This window comes from Neorhizobium sp. USDA 3394, assembly GCF_056280385.1.
Genome location: NZ_JBWCDU010000001.1, coordinates 2469039 through 2484678, shown reverse-complemented (window position 1 = coordinate 2484678; position 15640 = coordinate 2469039). Strand labels below are relative to the sequence as shown.

At 63.8% G+C, this 15640-nt stretch carries 17 protein-coding genes; 3 read left to right on the top strand and 14 right to left on the bottom strand.

The annotated features are described in order from the left end of the window. Positions 1-77 precede the first annotated feature (77 nt). Positions 78-1901, bottom strand: coding sequence for a LysM peptidoglycan-binding domain-containing protein (locus ACZ9EJ_RS11985; RefSeq protein WP_046642222.1), 1824 nt, complete (start codon positions 1899-1901; stop codon positions 78-80). Between the two features lie 145 nt (positions 1902-2046). Between ACZ9EJ_RS11985 and ACZ9EJ_RS11980 the strand changes: the two genes are divergently transcribed. After that, positions 2047-2676 (top strand): LOG family protein, encoded by a 630-nt coding sequence (locus ACZ9EJ_RS11980; protein WP_046642221.1) that lies wholly within the window; start codon positions 2047-2049, stop codon positions 2674-2676. A gap of 17 nt (positions 2677-2693) precedes the next feature. On the opposite strand, the gene ACZ9EJ_RS11975 is transcribed toward ACZ9EJ_RS11980, so the two are convergent. After that, on the bottom strand, positions 2694-3023 hold the full coding sequence (locus ACZ9EJ_RS11975; RefSeq protein ID WP_046629956.1) for a DHCW motif cupin fold protein: 330 nt from the start codon (positions 3021-3023) through the stop codon (positions 2694-2696). 20 nt (positions 3024-3043) lie between these two features. After that, positions 3044-3958 (bottom strand): EamA family transporter RarD, encoded by a 915-nt coding sequence (gene rarD / locus ACZ9EJ_RS11970; protein ID WP_046642220.1) that lies wholly within the window; start codon positions 3956-3958, stop codon positions 3044-3046. A 154-nt stretch (positions 3959-4112) separates the two neighbouring features. On the opposite strand from rarD, the gene ACZ9EJ_RS11965 reads away from it, so the two are divergent. Both ACZ9EJ_RS11965 and ACZ9EJ_RS11960 read left to right on the top strand, forming a co-directional pair. Continuing rightward, on the top strand, positions 4113-4988 hold the full coding sequence (locus ACZ9EJ_RS11965) for a protein-L-isoaspartate O-methyltransferase family protein (RefSeq protein WP_046642219.1): 876 nt from the start codon (positions 4113-4115) through the stop codon (positions 4986-4988). Positions 4989-5371: 383 nt separating this feature from the next. Next, on the top strand, positions 5372-5977 hold the full coding sequence (locus ACZ9EJ_RS11960; RefSeq protein WP_251090009.1) for a pentapeptide repeat-containing protein: 606 nt from the start codon (positions 5372-5374) through the stop codon (positions 5975-5977). A 56-nt stretch (positions 5978-6033) separates the two neighbouring features. On the opposite strand, the gene ACZ9EJ_RS11955 is transcribed toward ACZ9EJ_RS11960, so the two are convergent. From ACZ9EJ_RS11955 to ACZ9EJ_RS11905, 11 genes are all read right to left on the bottom strand, one after another. Further along, on the bottom strand, positions 6034-6192 hold the full coding sequence (locus tag ACZ9EJ_RS11955; protein WP_251090008.1) for a hypothetical protein: 159 nt from the start codon (positions 6190-6192) through the stop codon (positions 6034-6036). A 226-nt stretch (positions 6193-6418) separates the two neighbouring features. Then, a complete protein-coding gene (rsgA, locus tag ACZ9EJ_RS11950; RefSeq protein WP_255742879.1) occupies positions 6419-7507 on the bottom strand; it encodes a ribosome small subunit-dependent GTPase A in 1089 nt (362 codons plus the stop codon). Between the two features lie 175 nt (positions 7508-7682). After that, a complete protein-coding gene (gene cimA / locus ACZ9EJ_RS11945; RefSeq protein WP_046642216.1) occupies positions 7683-9299 on the bottom strand; it encodes a citramalate synthase in 1617 nt (538 codons plus the stop codon). 256 nt (positions 9300-9555) lie between these two features. Beyond that, a complete protein-coding gene (pip, locus tag ACZ9EJ_RS11940; RefSeq protein ID WP_046640391.1) occupies positions 9556-10515 on the bottom strand; it encodes a prolyl aminopeptidase in 960 nt (319 codons plus the stop codon). Further along, on the bottom strand, positions 10512-10988 hold the full coding sequence (locus ACZ9EJ_RS11935; protein ID WP_046629963.1) for a GFA family protein: 477 nt from the start codon (positions 10986-10988) through the stop codon (positions 10512-10514). The genes pip and ACZ9EJ_RS11935 overlap by 4 nt, the downstream gene beginning before the upstream one ends. Further along, complete coding sequence (locus tag ACZ9EJ_RS11930) at positions 10985-11497, bottom strand: GFA family protein (RefSeq protein ID WP_046640392.1); 513 nt, start codon at positions 11495-11497, stop codon at positions 10985-10987. The genes ACZ9EJ_RS11935 and ACZ9EJ_RS11930 overlap by 4 nt, the downstream gene beginning before the upstream one ends. Further along, on the bottom strand, positions 11494-11991 hold the full coding sequence (locus ACZ9EJ_RS11925; RefSeq protein WP_046640393.1) for a GFA family protein: 498 nt from the start codon (positions 11989-11991) through the stop codon (positions 11494-11496). The genes ACZ9EJ_RS11930 and ACZ9EJ_RS11925 overlap by 4 nt, the downstream gene beginning before the upstream one ends. Before the next feature lie 291 nt (positions 11992-12282). Next, positions 12283-13668 carry a cysteine--tRNA ligase gene (gene cysS / locus ACZ9EJ_RS11920; RefSeq protein ID WP_255742881.1) on the bottom strand — a complete coding sequence of 462 codons (1386 nt, stop codon included), beginning with the start codon at positions 13666-13668 and terminating at the stop codon, positions 12283-12285. Positions 13669-13882: 214 nt separating this feature from the next. Further along, on the bottom strand, positions 13883-14263 hold the full coding sequence (locus tag ACZ9EJ_RS11915) for a hypothetical protein (protein WP_046629969.1): 381 nt from the start codon (positions 14261-14263) through the stop codon (positions 13883-13885). 263 nt (positions 14264-14526) lie between these two features. Continuing rightward, on the bottom strand, positions 14527-14745 hold the full coding sequence (locus ACZ9EJ_RS11910; protein WP_046640396.1) for a hypothetical protein: 219 nt from the start codon (positions 14743-14745) through the stop codon (positions 14527-14529). A gap of 104 nt (positions 14746-14849) precedes the next feature. Beyond that, positions 14850-15590: an SDR family NAD(P)-dependent oxidoreductase gene (locus ACZ9EJ_RS11905; protein WP_046640397.1), complete on the bottom strand. Its 741-nt coding sequence runs from the start codon at positions 15588-15590 to the stop codon at positions 14850-14852. Positions 15591-15640: the final 50 nt, after the last annotated feature.

The window sequence follows — 15640 nt, the reverse complement described above, 5'->3', positions numbered from 1 at the left end:
TGAGGAAGGTCAGGGAGGCGCCGCAGTCCCAAGCGACGTCCCGAATGGGCCGGGAGGAATATTGGTACCCGAGCCCCTTACGACCGGCGCTGTATCATCCGCTGGCGATGGAGTTCCTCCGAGTCCGGCAGGGCCTCGTCCGGCACGCCGAAAATCTGGCCCGGCTGGATGACGTCGGGGTTGCGGATCTGGTCCTCGTTGGCGAGGTAGATCGTCGTGTAGCGCACACCCTGGCCGTAGACCCGACGGGAGATCTGCCAGAGCGTGTCGCCGCGGCGGATGATCACCGAACTGCGTTCGCTCTGGGTCAGCGGCTCCTGCTGGATGGTACGGGTGCCGCTGGCATCGGTGACCGTCATCGGGGCGGATGCTGGGGCCTGGACGCCGTGCAGCTCGCGGGCGATGGTCGGGCCGACGGCGCGGGCGATCATTTCGCCGATCCGCTTCAGGCCGGCGCCGACGCTTGCGACATCCTTGGGAAGCGCGTCGAGTGCGGCAACCGCCGCCGCAGCGTTCTGGACGGTGGTTTCGGCAAGCACCCGGGCGGAGGCGGCCGCATCCGCCGGCAGACGGTATTCGGCGAGCGATTTCAGGGCGATCGAGGTGGCGGAGCGGGCGGCTGCCATCTGTTCCGCCGAGGGTATGCGACCGTCGTCGTAAAGCCCGCGCAGCAGGTTGAAGGCGCGCACCGTTTCGTTGCGCAGCTTGTCGAAGGCGCCGCTGTCGGCCGCCGACATGCCGTTATTGGCGGGCTGCGGCGCTGCGACGGCGGCAACCTGGTCGCCGGCCGGGCGGTTGAAGGGCACTTCGACCCGTACCAGAGCCTGTCCGCCGGGCCCGACAACCTCGACGCCGATCCGGTGGTCGCCGACTGCAAGGTCGATCGCCCCTTCGATCACGAAACTGCCGTCCTGGCCCGCCTGCGCGGTGCCGATCGGACGGCCGTCGGCCTGGCCGCGCAGCAAGGTGCCAGCCTTCGTGTTGCCGGCGACGAAGATCTTGTTGCCCTCGATCTCGACAGCGGTGACACGCAGTTCAGGCGCAGCGGACGTCGCCGCCGGAGAGGCGGGTGCCGAGACCGGTATGCTCGGCGCGGAAGACGCGAGATTGGACGAGCCGGACGGCGGTGCCGGCAGGGCGACAACGGACGTATTGGCAGACGGTGCGGCCGAGGGGGCGGCCGGAGAGGTGGCAGGCGCGGGGCTGGCCGGAGCGGGATTGGTAGCAGGCGAAGCTGCCGCGGCCTGGGCTGCCGGCTGCGCGGCGCTCGCGCCCGGCGGAGTTGCGGCGTCCGGTGTCGGCGTGGCGATCAGGCGGCTTGCCTTGCCGGGCTTGGTGACCATGGCGAGCAGCTTGCCGTTCTTGTCGGCGGGTACCGAGACGGTCGCCGTTTCCTCCGACAGGGTGGTATTGCCATCCTTGCCGATCGCCTTGAGTACGAGCTGGTGGTCGCCGGGCGGCAGCGGCTTGTCGAGGATGGCGGCGAAATCGCCGCTCGGGCCGACGTCGACCTTGGCGACGATCGCGACGCCATCGGTGACTTCGAGTTTGGAATGGGGCGCGGCGCGGCCGGCGATCACCGTCGAACCGTCGGGCTCGACGCGCAGCACGTCGAAGGAGGGCGGGGTCATCGCCGCGGCCTGGCCTGCTGCGGAAGACGCAGCTGGCTGAGCCGTCTGCGGGGCAGCGGCAGCCTGGTCGGCCGGCTTTGCGGCATCAGGCGCTCTGGCTGTGGGCTGGGGTTCCGTCACCGCGTCCTTGACGGCATTGCCTGCGGCATTGATCGCGTCGCCGATCGGCTTTGAATCCTTGTTGATAGCAGGCATCACCAAGAAAACCATCAGCAGCGATGCGATAGCGAGTACGATCAGAGCCAGCCAGCCGGCGCGGTTTTTCATCATCAATGCCTCTCCCGACAGCTATAGCCATCGCATATTCGGATTAACCCTTTCCTCCCGCATTCACAAGCTTTTCACACGATAAACCCTTGCTCTTCCGGGCATTTCCCGTCAATTTTGACGACCGGGCCTCGGTTTGGCCCTCCCTTTGAAATGCGTTGCGGAGAAAACTGTGCCGATTCGATCCATCTGCGTTTACTGCGGCTCGCAGCCGGGGCGCGATCCCGCCTATATTGCAGCCGGCCGTGCGCTCGGAAAATCCATTGCCGCCCATGGGCTTCGGCTCGTCTATGGCGGAGGCACCAAGGGCATCATGGGTGCGGTCGCGGCCGGCGTCCTGTCGAACGGCGGTCAGGTCACCGGCATCATTCCCGAATTCCTGGTCGACATGGAGGCCACGCGCCATTCGCTCGGCCAGCTCGACGAGCTGATTGTGACGGAGGACATGCATGCGCGCAAGCACAAGATGTTCGAGCGCGCTGACGCTTTCGTGACCCTGCCGGGCGGTATCGGCACGCTGGAGGAGATCGTCGAGATCATGACCTGGGCCCAGCTCGGACGGCATGAGAAGCCGATGGTGTTCGCCAATATTGGCGGTTTCTGGGATCCGATGCTCGACCTCATCACCCACATGCGCGAACAGGGTTTCATCCACCGCGCGCATCTCGTCCAGCCGCTGGTCATCGCCGATGTCGAGCAGATCGTCCCGGCGATCCTGGAACAGGGCGAAGAGCGCCCGCCGTCGAGCGGCGAGGGCGCGGTGATTTCGAGGCTGTAAGCGTCGGCGGTCGAGCCCTAGTCGACGATGAAGAGTTTGGCGCCGGCCGATGTCGAGGAGCGATGGGGCTCGGCATCGTCCGCCACCTGGTAACTCATGCCGGGCGTAAGCGTGAAGACCCGGCCGTCGGCGAGTTCGGTCCTCAGCTCGCCTTCGAGGCAGAGCAGGATATGGCCTTTGACGCACCAGTGGTCGGCGAGATAACCCGGCGTATATTCGACCATCCGGACCCTTATTCCCCCGAAATGGCAGGTCTGCCAGGTCGCCAGCCCCGTGTCGCCCTTGTGCTCGGTCTTGGGAATGGCGCTCCAGTCGGTGGTGCCGAACGGGATATCGCTGATCTTCATGGGAATGCTCCGGGAAAGGCCTATCGGCCGCGTGTCTGCTTCAGAAACGACCAGGTATAGATCGCCAGTGCGAACCAGATCAGCGCAAACGCCCCGAGCTTCACCAGACTGAGCGGCTCATGGAAGACGAAGACCGCGATCAGGAAGATCATCGTCGGCGCGATATATTGCATGATACCGATGGTCGAGAGTTTGAGAAGCTTGGCGCCGTTGGCATAGATCATCAGCGGCCCGGCGGTGACGATGCCGGCGATCGCCAGGATGAACGTGTCCCAGCCGGTCGAATTGAGGAGATGGCCCTGGCCGGTCGATTCCAGCCAGATCACATAGGGCAGGCTGGGAATGCTGATCAGCAGCACTTCCAGGAAGAAACCCTGGTTCGGGCCGATCGGCAGGGTTTTCCGGAAGAGCGCATAGAAACCCCAGGTAACCGTGAGAGCCAGTGAAACCCACGGCAATCCGCCCGCATCATAGGTGAGGATCGCCACCGCCACCACTACAAGGCCGATCGCGGCGAGCTGAACCGGCGCCAGCCGTTCCTTGAGCAGGACGGCCGCGAGAAAGATGCTGAACAGCGGATTGATGAAATAACCGAGCGCCGCATCGAGCGCCCGGCCGGCGGCGACCGCCCAAACATAGATACCCCAGTTCGCCATGATGATCAGCGCGGTCAGGCATGCCATGGCAAGCATGCGCGGGTTCTGTATCGCCACCTTGAGATCACCCGTGCGACGCAGGACCAGGAGAACGATCCCGGCGACCGGCACCGACCAGAGCGCCCGGTGGGCCAGCACTTCGAGCGAGGGAAGATGGGCGACGGCCTTCAGGTAGAACGGCAGGAAACCCCAGAGGAAATAGGCCGTCAGCCCGAAGGCGAAGCCGCGCGGCGTGTCTTCGTTCTTCACTATCGTCGCCGGAGCGGTATCGATGGCCATGCGGGGTGTTTCCGGTATTCTGTTCTGATTATCCCTCCCGTCTAGACGATGTGGCGGGGCCGGACCAATTCATTTCATTGAAGAACCTATCGTTTGTCGCGATTCTGTCGGCTTGGCTTGCGATAGTGATTCCCTGTCAGAATGGAGGAATTGGATGGATTTCGAAAACCAGCCGTTGCATCGGCAGATCTATGCCCGCCAGATCCTGGCGAAGGCCGGGGTAAGTGCGGACGCCCGGCTTTTCGCCGCCCTCGCCAAGGTGCCGCCCGAACAATTCGTCGGCCCGCCGCCCTGGGTCTACAACGATTTCCGCAATTACCGCGAGCTTGCCTCGACCGATCCGCTGGTGCTCTACCAGGATGTGCTGGTCGGGCTGGATACGGCGCGCGGCGTCAACAACGGCATGCCGTCGCTGCATGCCGGCGCCCTGCACGCGCTCGGCATCCGCGATGGAGAGACGGTCGCCCATCTCGGTGCCGGGACCGGGTATTACACTGCTATTATCGCCGAATTGGTCGGGCCGTCCGGCCGGGTGATCGCCGTCGAATACGACGAGGCTCTCGCGGACAAGGCGCGGCAGAACCTGACGGGTTACGCGAATGTCGAGCTCGTCCGCGGCGACGCGACCGAATGGCCGAAGGAGGATGCGGACGTGATCTACGCCAACTTCGCGCTCGACCATCCGCCGGCCGCCTGGATCGACAATCTCGCGGTCTCCGGGCGCGCGCTTTTCCCGCTGGGCTTCCCGGCGATCGACCACGGTCGAAGGAGCGGCTTTACCCGTTCTGCGGGTTTCCTGATGATCGATCGACGCGCCAAAGGCTTCGGCGCCAGATTCCTGCAGCCGGTCTCTTTCGTCTGGGCCGAAGGCCAGCAACCACCTCTGCCGGGCCGCCACGAAGGACTGGCGGAAGCCTTCCGCTCGCGCCGCGGCTATCAGGTCCGCAGCCTGCGCTGGCGGCAGCCGCCGATGGGCGAGGGGGAATGGTACGGCGAGGAGGATTGGGGGCTGAGTTTCGAGGAGGTGTGAGGGGGCTCCCATTTTTTCCATTAAGACGGCCAACGTAGGGAGAGACAGCGCGGCATACCGATCTCCCCCCTTGAGGGGGAGATGCCCGGCAGGGCAGAGGGGGGTAATGTCTCAGCATATTCGTGAGCATTGCGTTTGTCGCGCCGTTGCTACCCCCCTCTGTCACCTTCGGTGACATCTTCCCCTCATGGAGGGAGATTATTGGGAGCACGCCGAACCGTTCCATTCCTGTACCGTCAGTTGTCTCCAACCCGAATCTCTGATCAACCACGCCAACAAATGTCGGCGGAGGCGAAGGTCATGGCGCAGCGGATCCCATCGAGGTTTCCGAACAGCGGATCGGGCGCGCGGAGGTACTTGCGTTCACCGCCGCCGGAAACACGGTGGTCCTGAACGGCTGCACGCTGGAGGAAGCGGACCTGTCCGGGCTCGATCTTCAGCGCTGGGAATTCAGAAACTGCCGGATGACGACCGTCAATCTGCGGGCAGCCGATCTTGAAGGGGCGAAGTTCGAGGGATGCCGCGGGGCATTCGCCAATTTTACGGGCGCCAACCTTGCGGAAGCGGAATTCCGCAATTGCGACTTCAACAACGCGGCTTTCCTGGAAGCGAAGATGAACGACACCCGGTTTGTCGGCTGCAAGCTGACCGGCGCCAATCTGACCCGGATCGCCTCCCTCGGCCTGTCGTTCAAGGAGACCATCCTTGCGCAGGCGAGACTTCCCGCATTGTCGTTCCGGAAATCCCGGATCGAGCGGGTCGATTTCGGCATGGCCGATCTGTCGAAATGCGATTTTCGCGATGTCGTGTTCGACGGCTGCAGCCTGCGCGACACGGGGCTCGTCGATGCCAGGTTCGAAGGGGCCGATCTGCGCGGGGCGGATCTCGGCGGCTTGAAGCTGATCGATGCCAGGAAATTCAGGGGAGCGACGATCTCGCGACAGCAGGCCGGAGACATCCTGGCGGAACTGGGACTGAAGGTTCAATAGCCGGGTGCGGCATCCTCAGTCTCCGGTTCTTCCAGTCGTCTTACGGGCGAGAAGGATTAGACGGCTACGCGCCGTGCTTCCTTGTCGGCCGACTTGCGGTCTGCGCCGTGCTTTTCGATGATCGCCTTCGCATCCTCAACCGAAATGCGATGCTTTTTGGCAAAGGGGATAGGCTGGTAGGGCTGGTCCGGGGTGCTTGCTTTTTTATCAGACATGGACGTCTCCGATCTCGATGCTCCGGCGGGATGCCGGAGCCTCTTGGATTAATGAAATAGCGAGGGGGTTGGTTGCCAGGCGCTGCTGCGTCATTATCGCGAGCGGCCGCCTCAATGTGCCGTCTATATGGTACTAAAGGCCCTGATATACAATGGCCAGGTTGAAGCCGGAGGCTTCGGGGGGCCGCCTGCCAGCTCCTGCAGGGACGGTATTGGCGCGAAGCCTTCAGTATTTCTTCTTGCGGACGATCTTGTTGCCCTTCGGACCGCTCAGCACCGGCGTTCTGTCGCGGTTTTCCGCAAGCAGGCTGCGCCAGCGTTCCAGGCGATCGGCGGAAAGCGCGCCACTGGCAACGGCCGCCTGCACGGCGCATCCCGGTTCGTGGGCATGGGTGCAATCGCGGAACCGGCAATTCGGCGCCAGATCGGTGATTTCGGCAAACAGCGTGTCGATGCCGTCGGTGACATCGCTGACATAGAGGGTTCTGATCCCCGGCGTGTCGATCACCCAGCCGCCGCCGGCAATCGCATGCAGCGACCGTGCCGTTGTGGTGTGACGGCCCTTTGCATCACGTTCGCGGATGCTGCCGGTCTTCTGCATCGTGTCGGACTGAGGTCCGGCGAGCGTGTTCACCAGCGTCGACTTTCCGACGCCGGAGGAGCCGACCAGGGCTACGGTCTGCCCGACGCCGCACCAGGGCTCCAGGAGAGAAACCGCATCGTCGGACCGCGCGTTCAGGACGACCACCGGCAGGTCGCGCTGCAGCGCCTTGGCCTGTTGCTCGAACAGGCTGGCATCTTCGACCGTGTCGGCCTTGGTCAGCACGATCACCGGGTTGGTCGCGGCCTGGTTGGCCATGATCAGGTAGCGTTCCAGCCGTCCCGGGTTGAAATCGGCATTGCACGAGGTGACGATGAACAGGGTATCGACATTGGCCGCGGCAAGCTGCTGGCCATGGCCGCCTTCCGCACGCCGCTGAAACACGGTTTTTCGGGCAAGACGGCGCACGAGCATGCCCGTTAGCGGATCGGCCAGAACCCAGTCGCCGACCGCAAAATCCGCCGTATTGCTATTGGGCGGAAGTTCGATCCCGACAGGCCCGCTGATGTCGATCGCGTCGATGCGCGCCCGGTGAACCGAAGCAACGCGCCTGGGCAGAAGTTCCGCTTCGCCCGGCTCGACCTGATCCGCAAAGAAATCGGACCAGCCCAGCCGTTCAAGCGATGAGGGTGGGTTGGAGTCGGTCAAGGTCGGATACGAAAATTCGGTGACACCGTCATGGATGAGCTTTCCGCAGGTTGAGATTGCGCTCATCCGGGGAAGAGCCGCAGATCGGGTGCAAAGGTGCCGGCTCTTGGCTTGACCAAAACCTCTGTCCATTCGTCGTTACGTCGGAGCTTTAAACCAGCATGCCGCCGAAGTCGAGGAAACGATCGACGCAGCATATGACGGTCGGGCAACGCCGATCAGGCCGCAATGTTCCCAGTTCTCACTCCGCCGCGATCTTCCCCGCCAGCTGGCGGTTCTTCATCAGCTTGTAGATGACCGAATCCATCAGCGCCTGGAAAGAGGCGTCGATGATGTTTTCCGAGACGCCGACCGTCCACCAGCGCACGCCGTCGCCGTCGGTGGATTCGATCAGCACGCGGGTGATCGCCTCCGTGCCGCCGTTGAGGATACGCACCTTGAAGTCGGCGAGCACCAGGTCGTCGATCTCGTGCTGGTATTTGCCGAAATCCTTGCGCAGCGCTCGGTCGAGCGCGTTGACCGGGCCATCGCCTTCGGCCACCGACATCAGCGTCTGGCCGTCGACGACGAGTTTGACCACCGCTTCGGAGACGATCTTGATGCGGCCATGCGAATCGAACCGGCGCTCGACCATCACCCGGAAACCTTCGACCGCGAAGAATTCCGGAATGGTGCCGAGCGTGCGGCGGGCGAGCAGTTCGAAGCTCGCGTCGGCGCCCTCATAGGCATAACCAGTCGCCTCGCGTTCCTTGACGATCGAGATCAGCTGGTCGAGCCTCGGATCGTCCTTGCCGACTTCGATGCCGCGGCGCTTCAGCGCGTTGATGAAGTTCGACTTGCCGCCCTGGTCGGACACCATCACCTTGCGCAGGTTCCCCACACTTTCCGGCGTCACGTGTTCGTAGGTGCGCGGGTCCTTCAAGAGCGCCGAAGCATGGATGCCGGCCTTGGTGGCAAACGCCGAGGCGCCGACATACGGCGCCTGGTGGTTCGGCGAGCGGTTCAAGAGCTCGTCGAAGGCGTGGCTGAGGCGGGTGAGGCCAGTCAGCCGCTCCGCATCGATCGCCGTCTCGAACCGACCGTTATAGGCGTCCTTCAAGGCGAGCGTCGCGATGATCGTGACGAGATTGGCATTGCCGCAGCGTTCGCCGATGCCGTTCAACGTGCCCTGGATCTGCCGACAGCCCGCCTCGATCGCGGCGAGCGAATTGGCGACCGCCTGGCCGGTATCGTCATGGGCATGGATGCCGAGCGAGCTGCCCGGTATGCCGGACGCGATAACCGCCTCGACGATGGCGCGGATCTCGCCCGGCTGGGTGCCGCCATTGGTGTCGCAGAGCACCACCCAGCGCGCGCCGGCTTCATAGGCCGTCCTGGCGCAGGCAAGCGCATATTCGGGATTCGCCTTGTAGCCGTCGAAGAAATGCTCGCAATCGACGAGTGGCTCCTTGCCCGCGTCGCGGGCGGCCTCGACGCTGTCGCGGATCGATTCAAGGTTCTCTTCGTTCGAACAGCCGAGCGCGACGCGGACGTGATAATCCCAGCTCTTGGCGACGAAACAGGTGGCATCGCTTTTCGCCTGCAGCAGCACGGCCAGGCCCGGATCGTTGGAGGCGGAAATGCCGGCCCGCTTGGTCATGCCGAAGGCGACGAATTTCGATCTCGACGTCCGCTTCTCCGAGAAAAAAGCGGTGTCGGTCGGGTTGGCGCCGGGATAACCGCCCTCGACGTAATCGAGGCCGAATTCGTCCAGCAGGTTGGAAATGGCGATCTTGTCCTCGACGGAAAAATCGACGCCGGGGGTTTGTTGCCCGTCGCGCAGCGTGGTGTCGAAGAGATAGATACGTTCGCGTGTCATGGGTGCTCCTCCTGGAGCAAGATTATGCTGTTGGCGGCATCACCCCCCTCTGCCCTGCCGGGCATCTCCCCCTCAAGGGGGGAGATCGGACAGGAGCGATGCCTCGCCCGCAAGACAGATTTAGGATTGCCGCGGCCGGCTCGAATGCGGCCGTCTCTTGCGGCCGTTGTTTGGGGAAGGCCGTGCCCCATCCGATCTCCCCCCTTGAGGGGGAGATGCCCGGCAGGGCAGAGGGGGGTGGCCACGAACTCCACGGTCAAACCTTCCCCGCAAACCGGTCCGTCGCGCGGATCAGCTGGTCGGTAATCCCCGGTTCCGAGACCGCATGCCCCGCGCCCTCGATGAGGTGGAAATCCGCGTTCGTCCAGACCTTCGAAAGCTGCCAGGCATATTTCAGCGGGCAGGGCATGTCGTAGCGGCCGTGTACGATGACGCCCGGAATGCCCTTGAGCTTCACCGCATCGCGCAGAAGCTGCCCGTCTTCCAGCCAGCCGGCATTCATGAAGAAGTGGTTCTCGATACGCGAGAAGGCGAGCGCGAAATGGTCGTCGTCATGGTCCGACGCAAGCTCGGGGTTCGGCAGAAGCGTGATGGTCGAGCCTTCCCAGACGCTCCAGGCCTTGGCGCAGCGGATCTGTTCGGCTTTGTCGGGACCGGTCAGCCGGCGGTGATAGGCGGCCATCATCTCGTGGCGTTCGTTTTCGGGAATGGGCGCGACGAAGGCCTCCCACTTGTCCGGGAACATTTCCGACACGCCGAACTGGTAGTACCAATCGAGCTCCGGCCGGGTGACGGTATAGATGCCGCGCACCAGAAGTTCGCTGACGCGCTCGGGATGGGTCTCCGCATAGGCGAGCGCCAGCGTCGAACCCCAGGAGCCGCCGAAGACCTGCCATTTTTCGACGCCGACCATGTCGCGCAGCCGCTCGATGTCGGCGACCAGGTGCCAGGTCGTGTTGGCGTCCAGGCTCGCATGCGGCGTGGATTTGCCGCAGCCGCGCTGGTCGAACAGCAGCACGTCGTAGAGATCAGGATCGAACAGCCGCCGCTGGTTGGGATTGATGCCGCCGCCGGGGCCGCCATGCAGGAAGACGGCAGGCTTGGCGCCCGGCGTGCCGACCCGTTCCCAGGAAAGAACATGGCCATCGCCGACATCCAGCGTTCCGGTCTGGTAGGGCTCGATTTCTGGGTAGAGGGTACGAAAGACTTCGGTCACAGGTGAAGCCCTTTCGCCGGCCAGTTTTCGGTATCGTGATCGGGATGCTGGAAGGAGATGATCTGCTCCTGCTTGACGGCGTCCTCGCCGCTGTCGCGGACCGGCTGGTCGAAGATCGTCGTTACCCACGGGATATGCGAGGCATAATTCACCTGGATTTTCGGGGCGAGGTCGCCGCGGTCGTCGAAGGCGCCGATCGCCAGTTCCAGTCCGCCGGGATAACGGTAGGTGAGCGGCGTACCGCAGTTTTCGCAGAAGCCGCGGTCGATATTGACCGAGGACTGGAAATATTTGGGCTCGCCGCGGGTCCATTCGACGCCGTCCTTCGGCGCAGAGACCAGCGGCCCGAAAAAGCCGCCGAAGGCCTTCTGGCACATGCGGCAATGGCAGATCGAGGCGCGGCCGAGTTCGCCGTGGATCCGGAAGCGCACGGCGCCGCACTGGCAGCCGCCTGTTCTAAGGGTTTCGCTCATCGCTTGTTCTCCGGTGGCTGGTTTTCTGGCGGACCGTTCTCCGGCGGCCAGATTTCGGTGTCGTGGTCGGGATGCTGGTAGGAGACGATATCGGCCAGGAAGGGGGCGGTGTCGATATCGTCCATCGTGTGGCGCGCCGGCAATTCGGACAGCCGGTCGACGAAGGAAAGCTTGCCCTCGACGCCGAACTGCACGACCGGCGGCAGCAGGGCCGGGTCGTCGAAGCTGCCGGCGGAAATCGCGACCCCGTCCGCCGCCTCGTAGGTCATCGGCGTGCCGCAATTCCCGCAGAAGCCGCGCCGGACGTGGTTCGACGACTGGAAATACTTCAGTTCGCCGCGCGTCCAGGTGAGCTTTGCCTCACCGGTCGCCACCAGCGGCGCGTAATAGGCGCCGAAGGCCTTCTGGCACATTCTGCAATGGCAGACCGACGAATCGAACGGCTCGCCTTCAAGTCGGAAGCGGATCGCGCCGCACTGGCAGCCGCCGGTTCGGATGGTATCGCTCATGACTGACCCTCCGCGTGCCGGTTGCCTCGAGGCCAGACCTCGGTGTCGTAGTCGGGGTGCTGGTTGCTGCTGGCCGAGACAGTCTTTTCCTGTTCCTCGGTCATGTCCATGGCGATATCGTGCTGCAGGTGGTCGAGTTCACCGAACCAGGACATCTTGTGGGCAAGATTGGTCTGCAACTCCGGCTTCACCGATTGAGGATCGTCGAGCGAGCCGAGCATGATGCTGATATGGTCGCTCGACCCGTCATAGAAGAGCGGCGTCCCGCATTTTTCGCAGAAGCCGCGGCGCACGGTTTCCGACGACTGGAACCAGGCCGGCTCGCCGCGCGTCAGCTTGAAGTTCTCGTACATCACCCCGCCGAGCGGCATGAAATAGTTCCCCGCCGCCTTCTGGCACATGCGGCAATGGCACAGATGCGGAAACCCGAGCGCTCCTTCCGCCCGGTATCGCACGGCGCCGCACTGGCACCCGCCGGTGTGGATCTGGGTCATTTTCAGGCCTCCCCAACGGTTTTCAGGATATGGAGACAGAGGGCGGCGCAGGGCGCCGCACCCCCCTCTGTCCTGCCGGACATCTCCCCCTCAAGGGGGGAGATCGGATGGTGGCGATGCGTCGCGCTCAATCCAGGCGTGAGTTTGCCGTGACGGTGTGCAGTCTCGTCGAGATTGCGACGCCCGCGGCGATCGATGACAGGGGAGGCGGGTGCGGCTTGCCGATCTCCCCCCTTGAGGGGGAGATGCCCGGCAGGGCAGAGGGGGGTATCTCCCGGCGCCAGCTGCATCTTACCGCTTCACCTCCCAGGTCGTCACCCGTTCACCCGTTGCCGGGTCCTTGCCGTCCTTCAGCTGGATGCCCTTGTCCGACAGTTCGTTGCGTATCCTGTCGGCCTCGGCGAAATTTTTTGCCTTCAGCATTTCGAGCCGCATCGCGACCAGGGCATCCACGGCAGACGCCAGCGCCTCATCGACCTCGGTTTTCTCGGGCAGTACGCCGAGCAGGGCAGCGCTGGCGGCAAACACCGCAAGGGCGTCCGGGTCGCCGTGGGCCTCCTGCGCCAGCGCGTGCAGCGCCTGCACGGCAGCCACCGTGTTCAGGTCGTCGGCAAGCGCGTTCGTCACCGTATCGCAAGGGGCGGCACCGGACACCTCGGCCGCCGGCCACTTGGCGAGCAGGCGCTCGGCCTCTTCCAGCCGCTTCACGGAAAAGTCGATCGGCTCGCGATAGTGGGTCATTAGCATGGCGAGCCGCAGCACCTCGCCCGGCCATTTGCGGCCGCCGAATTTTTCGGTGTGCAGCAGGTCGTGGATTGTGACGAAATTGCCCTCGGACTTCGACATCTTGCGGCCTTCGACCTGCACGAAGCCGTTGTGCATCCAGACATTCGCCATCACCTCCGTGCCGTGGGCGCAGCGCGACTGGGCGATCTCGTTCTCGTGGTGCGGGAAGATCAGGTCGAGCCCGCCGCCATGAATGTCGAACACCTCGCCGAGATAACGCCGGCTCATCGCCGAGCACTCGATATGCCAGCCCGGACGGCCGCGGCCCCAGGGGCTTTCCCAGCCGGGTTCGTTGTGGGAGGAGAGCTTCCACAGCACGAAGTCGCCGGGGTTCTTCTTGTGCGCATCGACCGCGACGCGGGCGCCGGCCTGCTGCTCGTCGAGCGGGCGCTTGGAAAGCTGGCCGTAGTCCGCCATCGACTTCGTGTCGAACAGCACTTCGCCTTTTGCCACATAGGCATGGCCGTTGCTGATCAGCCTGCCGATGATCTCGATCATTTCGGCGATATTGTCGGTCGCCCGCGGCTCCACGGTCGGCTCCAGATTACCGAGCAGGGCGACATCGTCGTGGAACTGCGTCTCGGTCTTTTCGGTGACGGCGCGGATCGCCTCGTTGAGGGGCAGGCCGGGATGATCCCTCAGCGCCCGGGCGTTGATCTTGTCGTCGACGTCGGTGATGTTGCGGGCATAGGTGACGTGGGCCTCGCCATAGACATGGCGGAGCAGCCGGTAGAGCACGTCAAAGACGATGACCGGGCGGGCATTGCCGATATGGGCGAAGTCGTAGACCGTCGGACCGCAGACATACATGCGCACGTTCTGCGGGTCGATCGGCGCGAACGCCGTCTTTTCACGGGTCAGTGTATTGTAGAACCTGAGCGAAGTGCTCATCGACATTCTCCCCAAAAGCCTGCACGGCAACCATCGACCGGGCCGGGTCGTTTGTCTTCAAGGCTTTTCGAGAGACGAAAACGGCCGGGCCAGCGCGAACACTAGCGGATAATGATCCCACAAATGGAAATCGCCGTTTTCATGGAAGTGGTTATGGCGCGGGCAGGCCGTTTGGTCAAGTGGGCTTTACCCGCGCTGGATGTTCGAAATCGCCTTACGCCGTCTTGCGGCCGATGCCGTTCCTGGCGACGGTGAACAGGAAGATCAGCATTGACACCACGGTCAGGATCGAGCCGATCGCGGCAAGGGCTTCGCCCCCCGCGGACACCGCCATCGCGATGCCCGGCACGAGACAGAGCACGCCGAGAACGGCAAAGCCGAGATGGACCTTCGACAGCACGGAATCGGCCGCCGCCGGCGTTACCGTATAATAGAGGCCGAAAAGCCCCATCGTCGTCCAGCCGACCAGGTTCAGATGCGCATGCGCCGGCGCCATCAGGTGGTCGCCGGAGATAGCCATCTGAATGCCCCAGAACATGCCGACGGTGACACAGAGCACAGCCGCGCCGAAGAAATAGAAGGCGATGTTTCTCATCAGATATTCCCCCGTAATATGAAGGTCCTGCACCCTGTCGCAGGCCCCTCAGCATAGCGGGAAATCGATTCTTATGCATGGGGTAGAGGCCACGGCAATTCGGAGGATCACAGCAGGTTTGGCGGATATCGGCATGCGCCGATATGGTCGGTGGCCGAGGCTGCAGCCGGGATCGCCGAAGCTGATCGGTTTCCAGCCGCAGGCGTCAGGCTCCAGGGAGGCGAGGAGGAGCCTTTCCGCCGCGTCTGACCTATCCGGCCGCCTCAACTGCTGCTTTCGGTCGGCGGGTTGCTGTTGTCGAGCAGAGCCTGGGCAATGGATTTGCGCCGCGCGTCATCGGTCATGGCGGAACTGATCAGCCGCATGGCTTCCATGACAGCGGCCTCGCCATGCTCGCGGTGAAGGCGGGCCATCGCTGCGGCGACCAGATTGGCGGTTGCCGTCGCCTGTTCTCTTTGTTCTTCGGTAAGGTCGGGTTTCATGGACGTCCTTGCATTGCGGCGGTCAGTCTGGGGCGGTTTTTCCTATCGACCCCAGAATTGACCAATGTCAAATACAAGCGCGCCCATGCGGCAAGGGGTCGCCTCTATTCCGGCGCGCGAAAATCCACGAACTTGTTGTCGCGCACGACGAACAGGCGACCGGTATCCTGAAGATCGGGGGAGGCAAGGAAGAGGATCTTTTCGGCGACTTCCGACGGATGCGGCAGGGTTTCCGGGTCCTCGCCGGGCATGGCCTGGGCTCGCATGGCGGTGCGGGTGGCGCCGGGATTGACGATGTTGACCTTGAGCGGGGTGTGGGCGGTCTCGGCAGCCCAGATGCGGGCCATGTTCTCGACGGCCGCCTTGGAGATCGAATAGGCCCCCCAGAAAGCCGGCGCCTTGGATGCCACGCCCGACGACATGATCAGCGCGCGGCCTGCATCGGATTTGGTCAGCAGCGGCTCCACCGAGCGGATCAGCCGCCAGGTGGCGGTGACATTGGTCAGCATCACCTTGTCGAACACCTTTGCCTCGATATGGCCGAGCGGCGAGATGACGCCGAGGATGCCGGCATTCGCCACGAGGATGTCGAGCTTGCCCCAGCGCTCGAAGATAGAGGCGCCGAGCTTGTCGATCGCGGCCATGTCGGTAATGTCGAAGGGGACGAGGGTGGCGGTGCCGCCGGCCGCCTTGATCGCGTCGTCGAGATCCTCGAGGCCGCCGACGGTGCGGGCCGTGGCGATCACATGCGCGCCGGCTTTTGCGAGCGCCAGCGCCGTGAAATAGCCGATGCCGCGCGACGCGCCGGTCACCAGCGCGATCCTGCCCTTCAGATCGATGTCCATGATATTCCGCCCTCAAAATGCGATGCGCATGCCGATATCTCTGCGGAGGA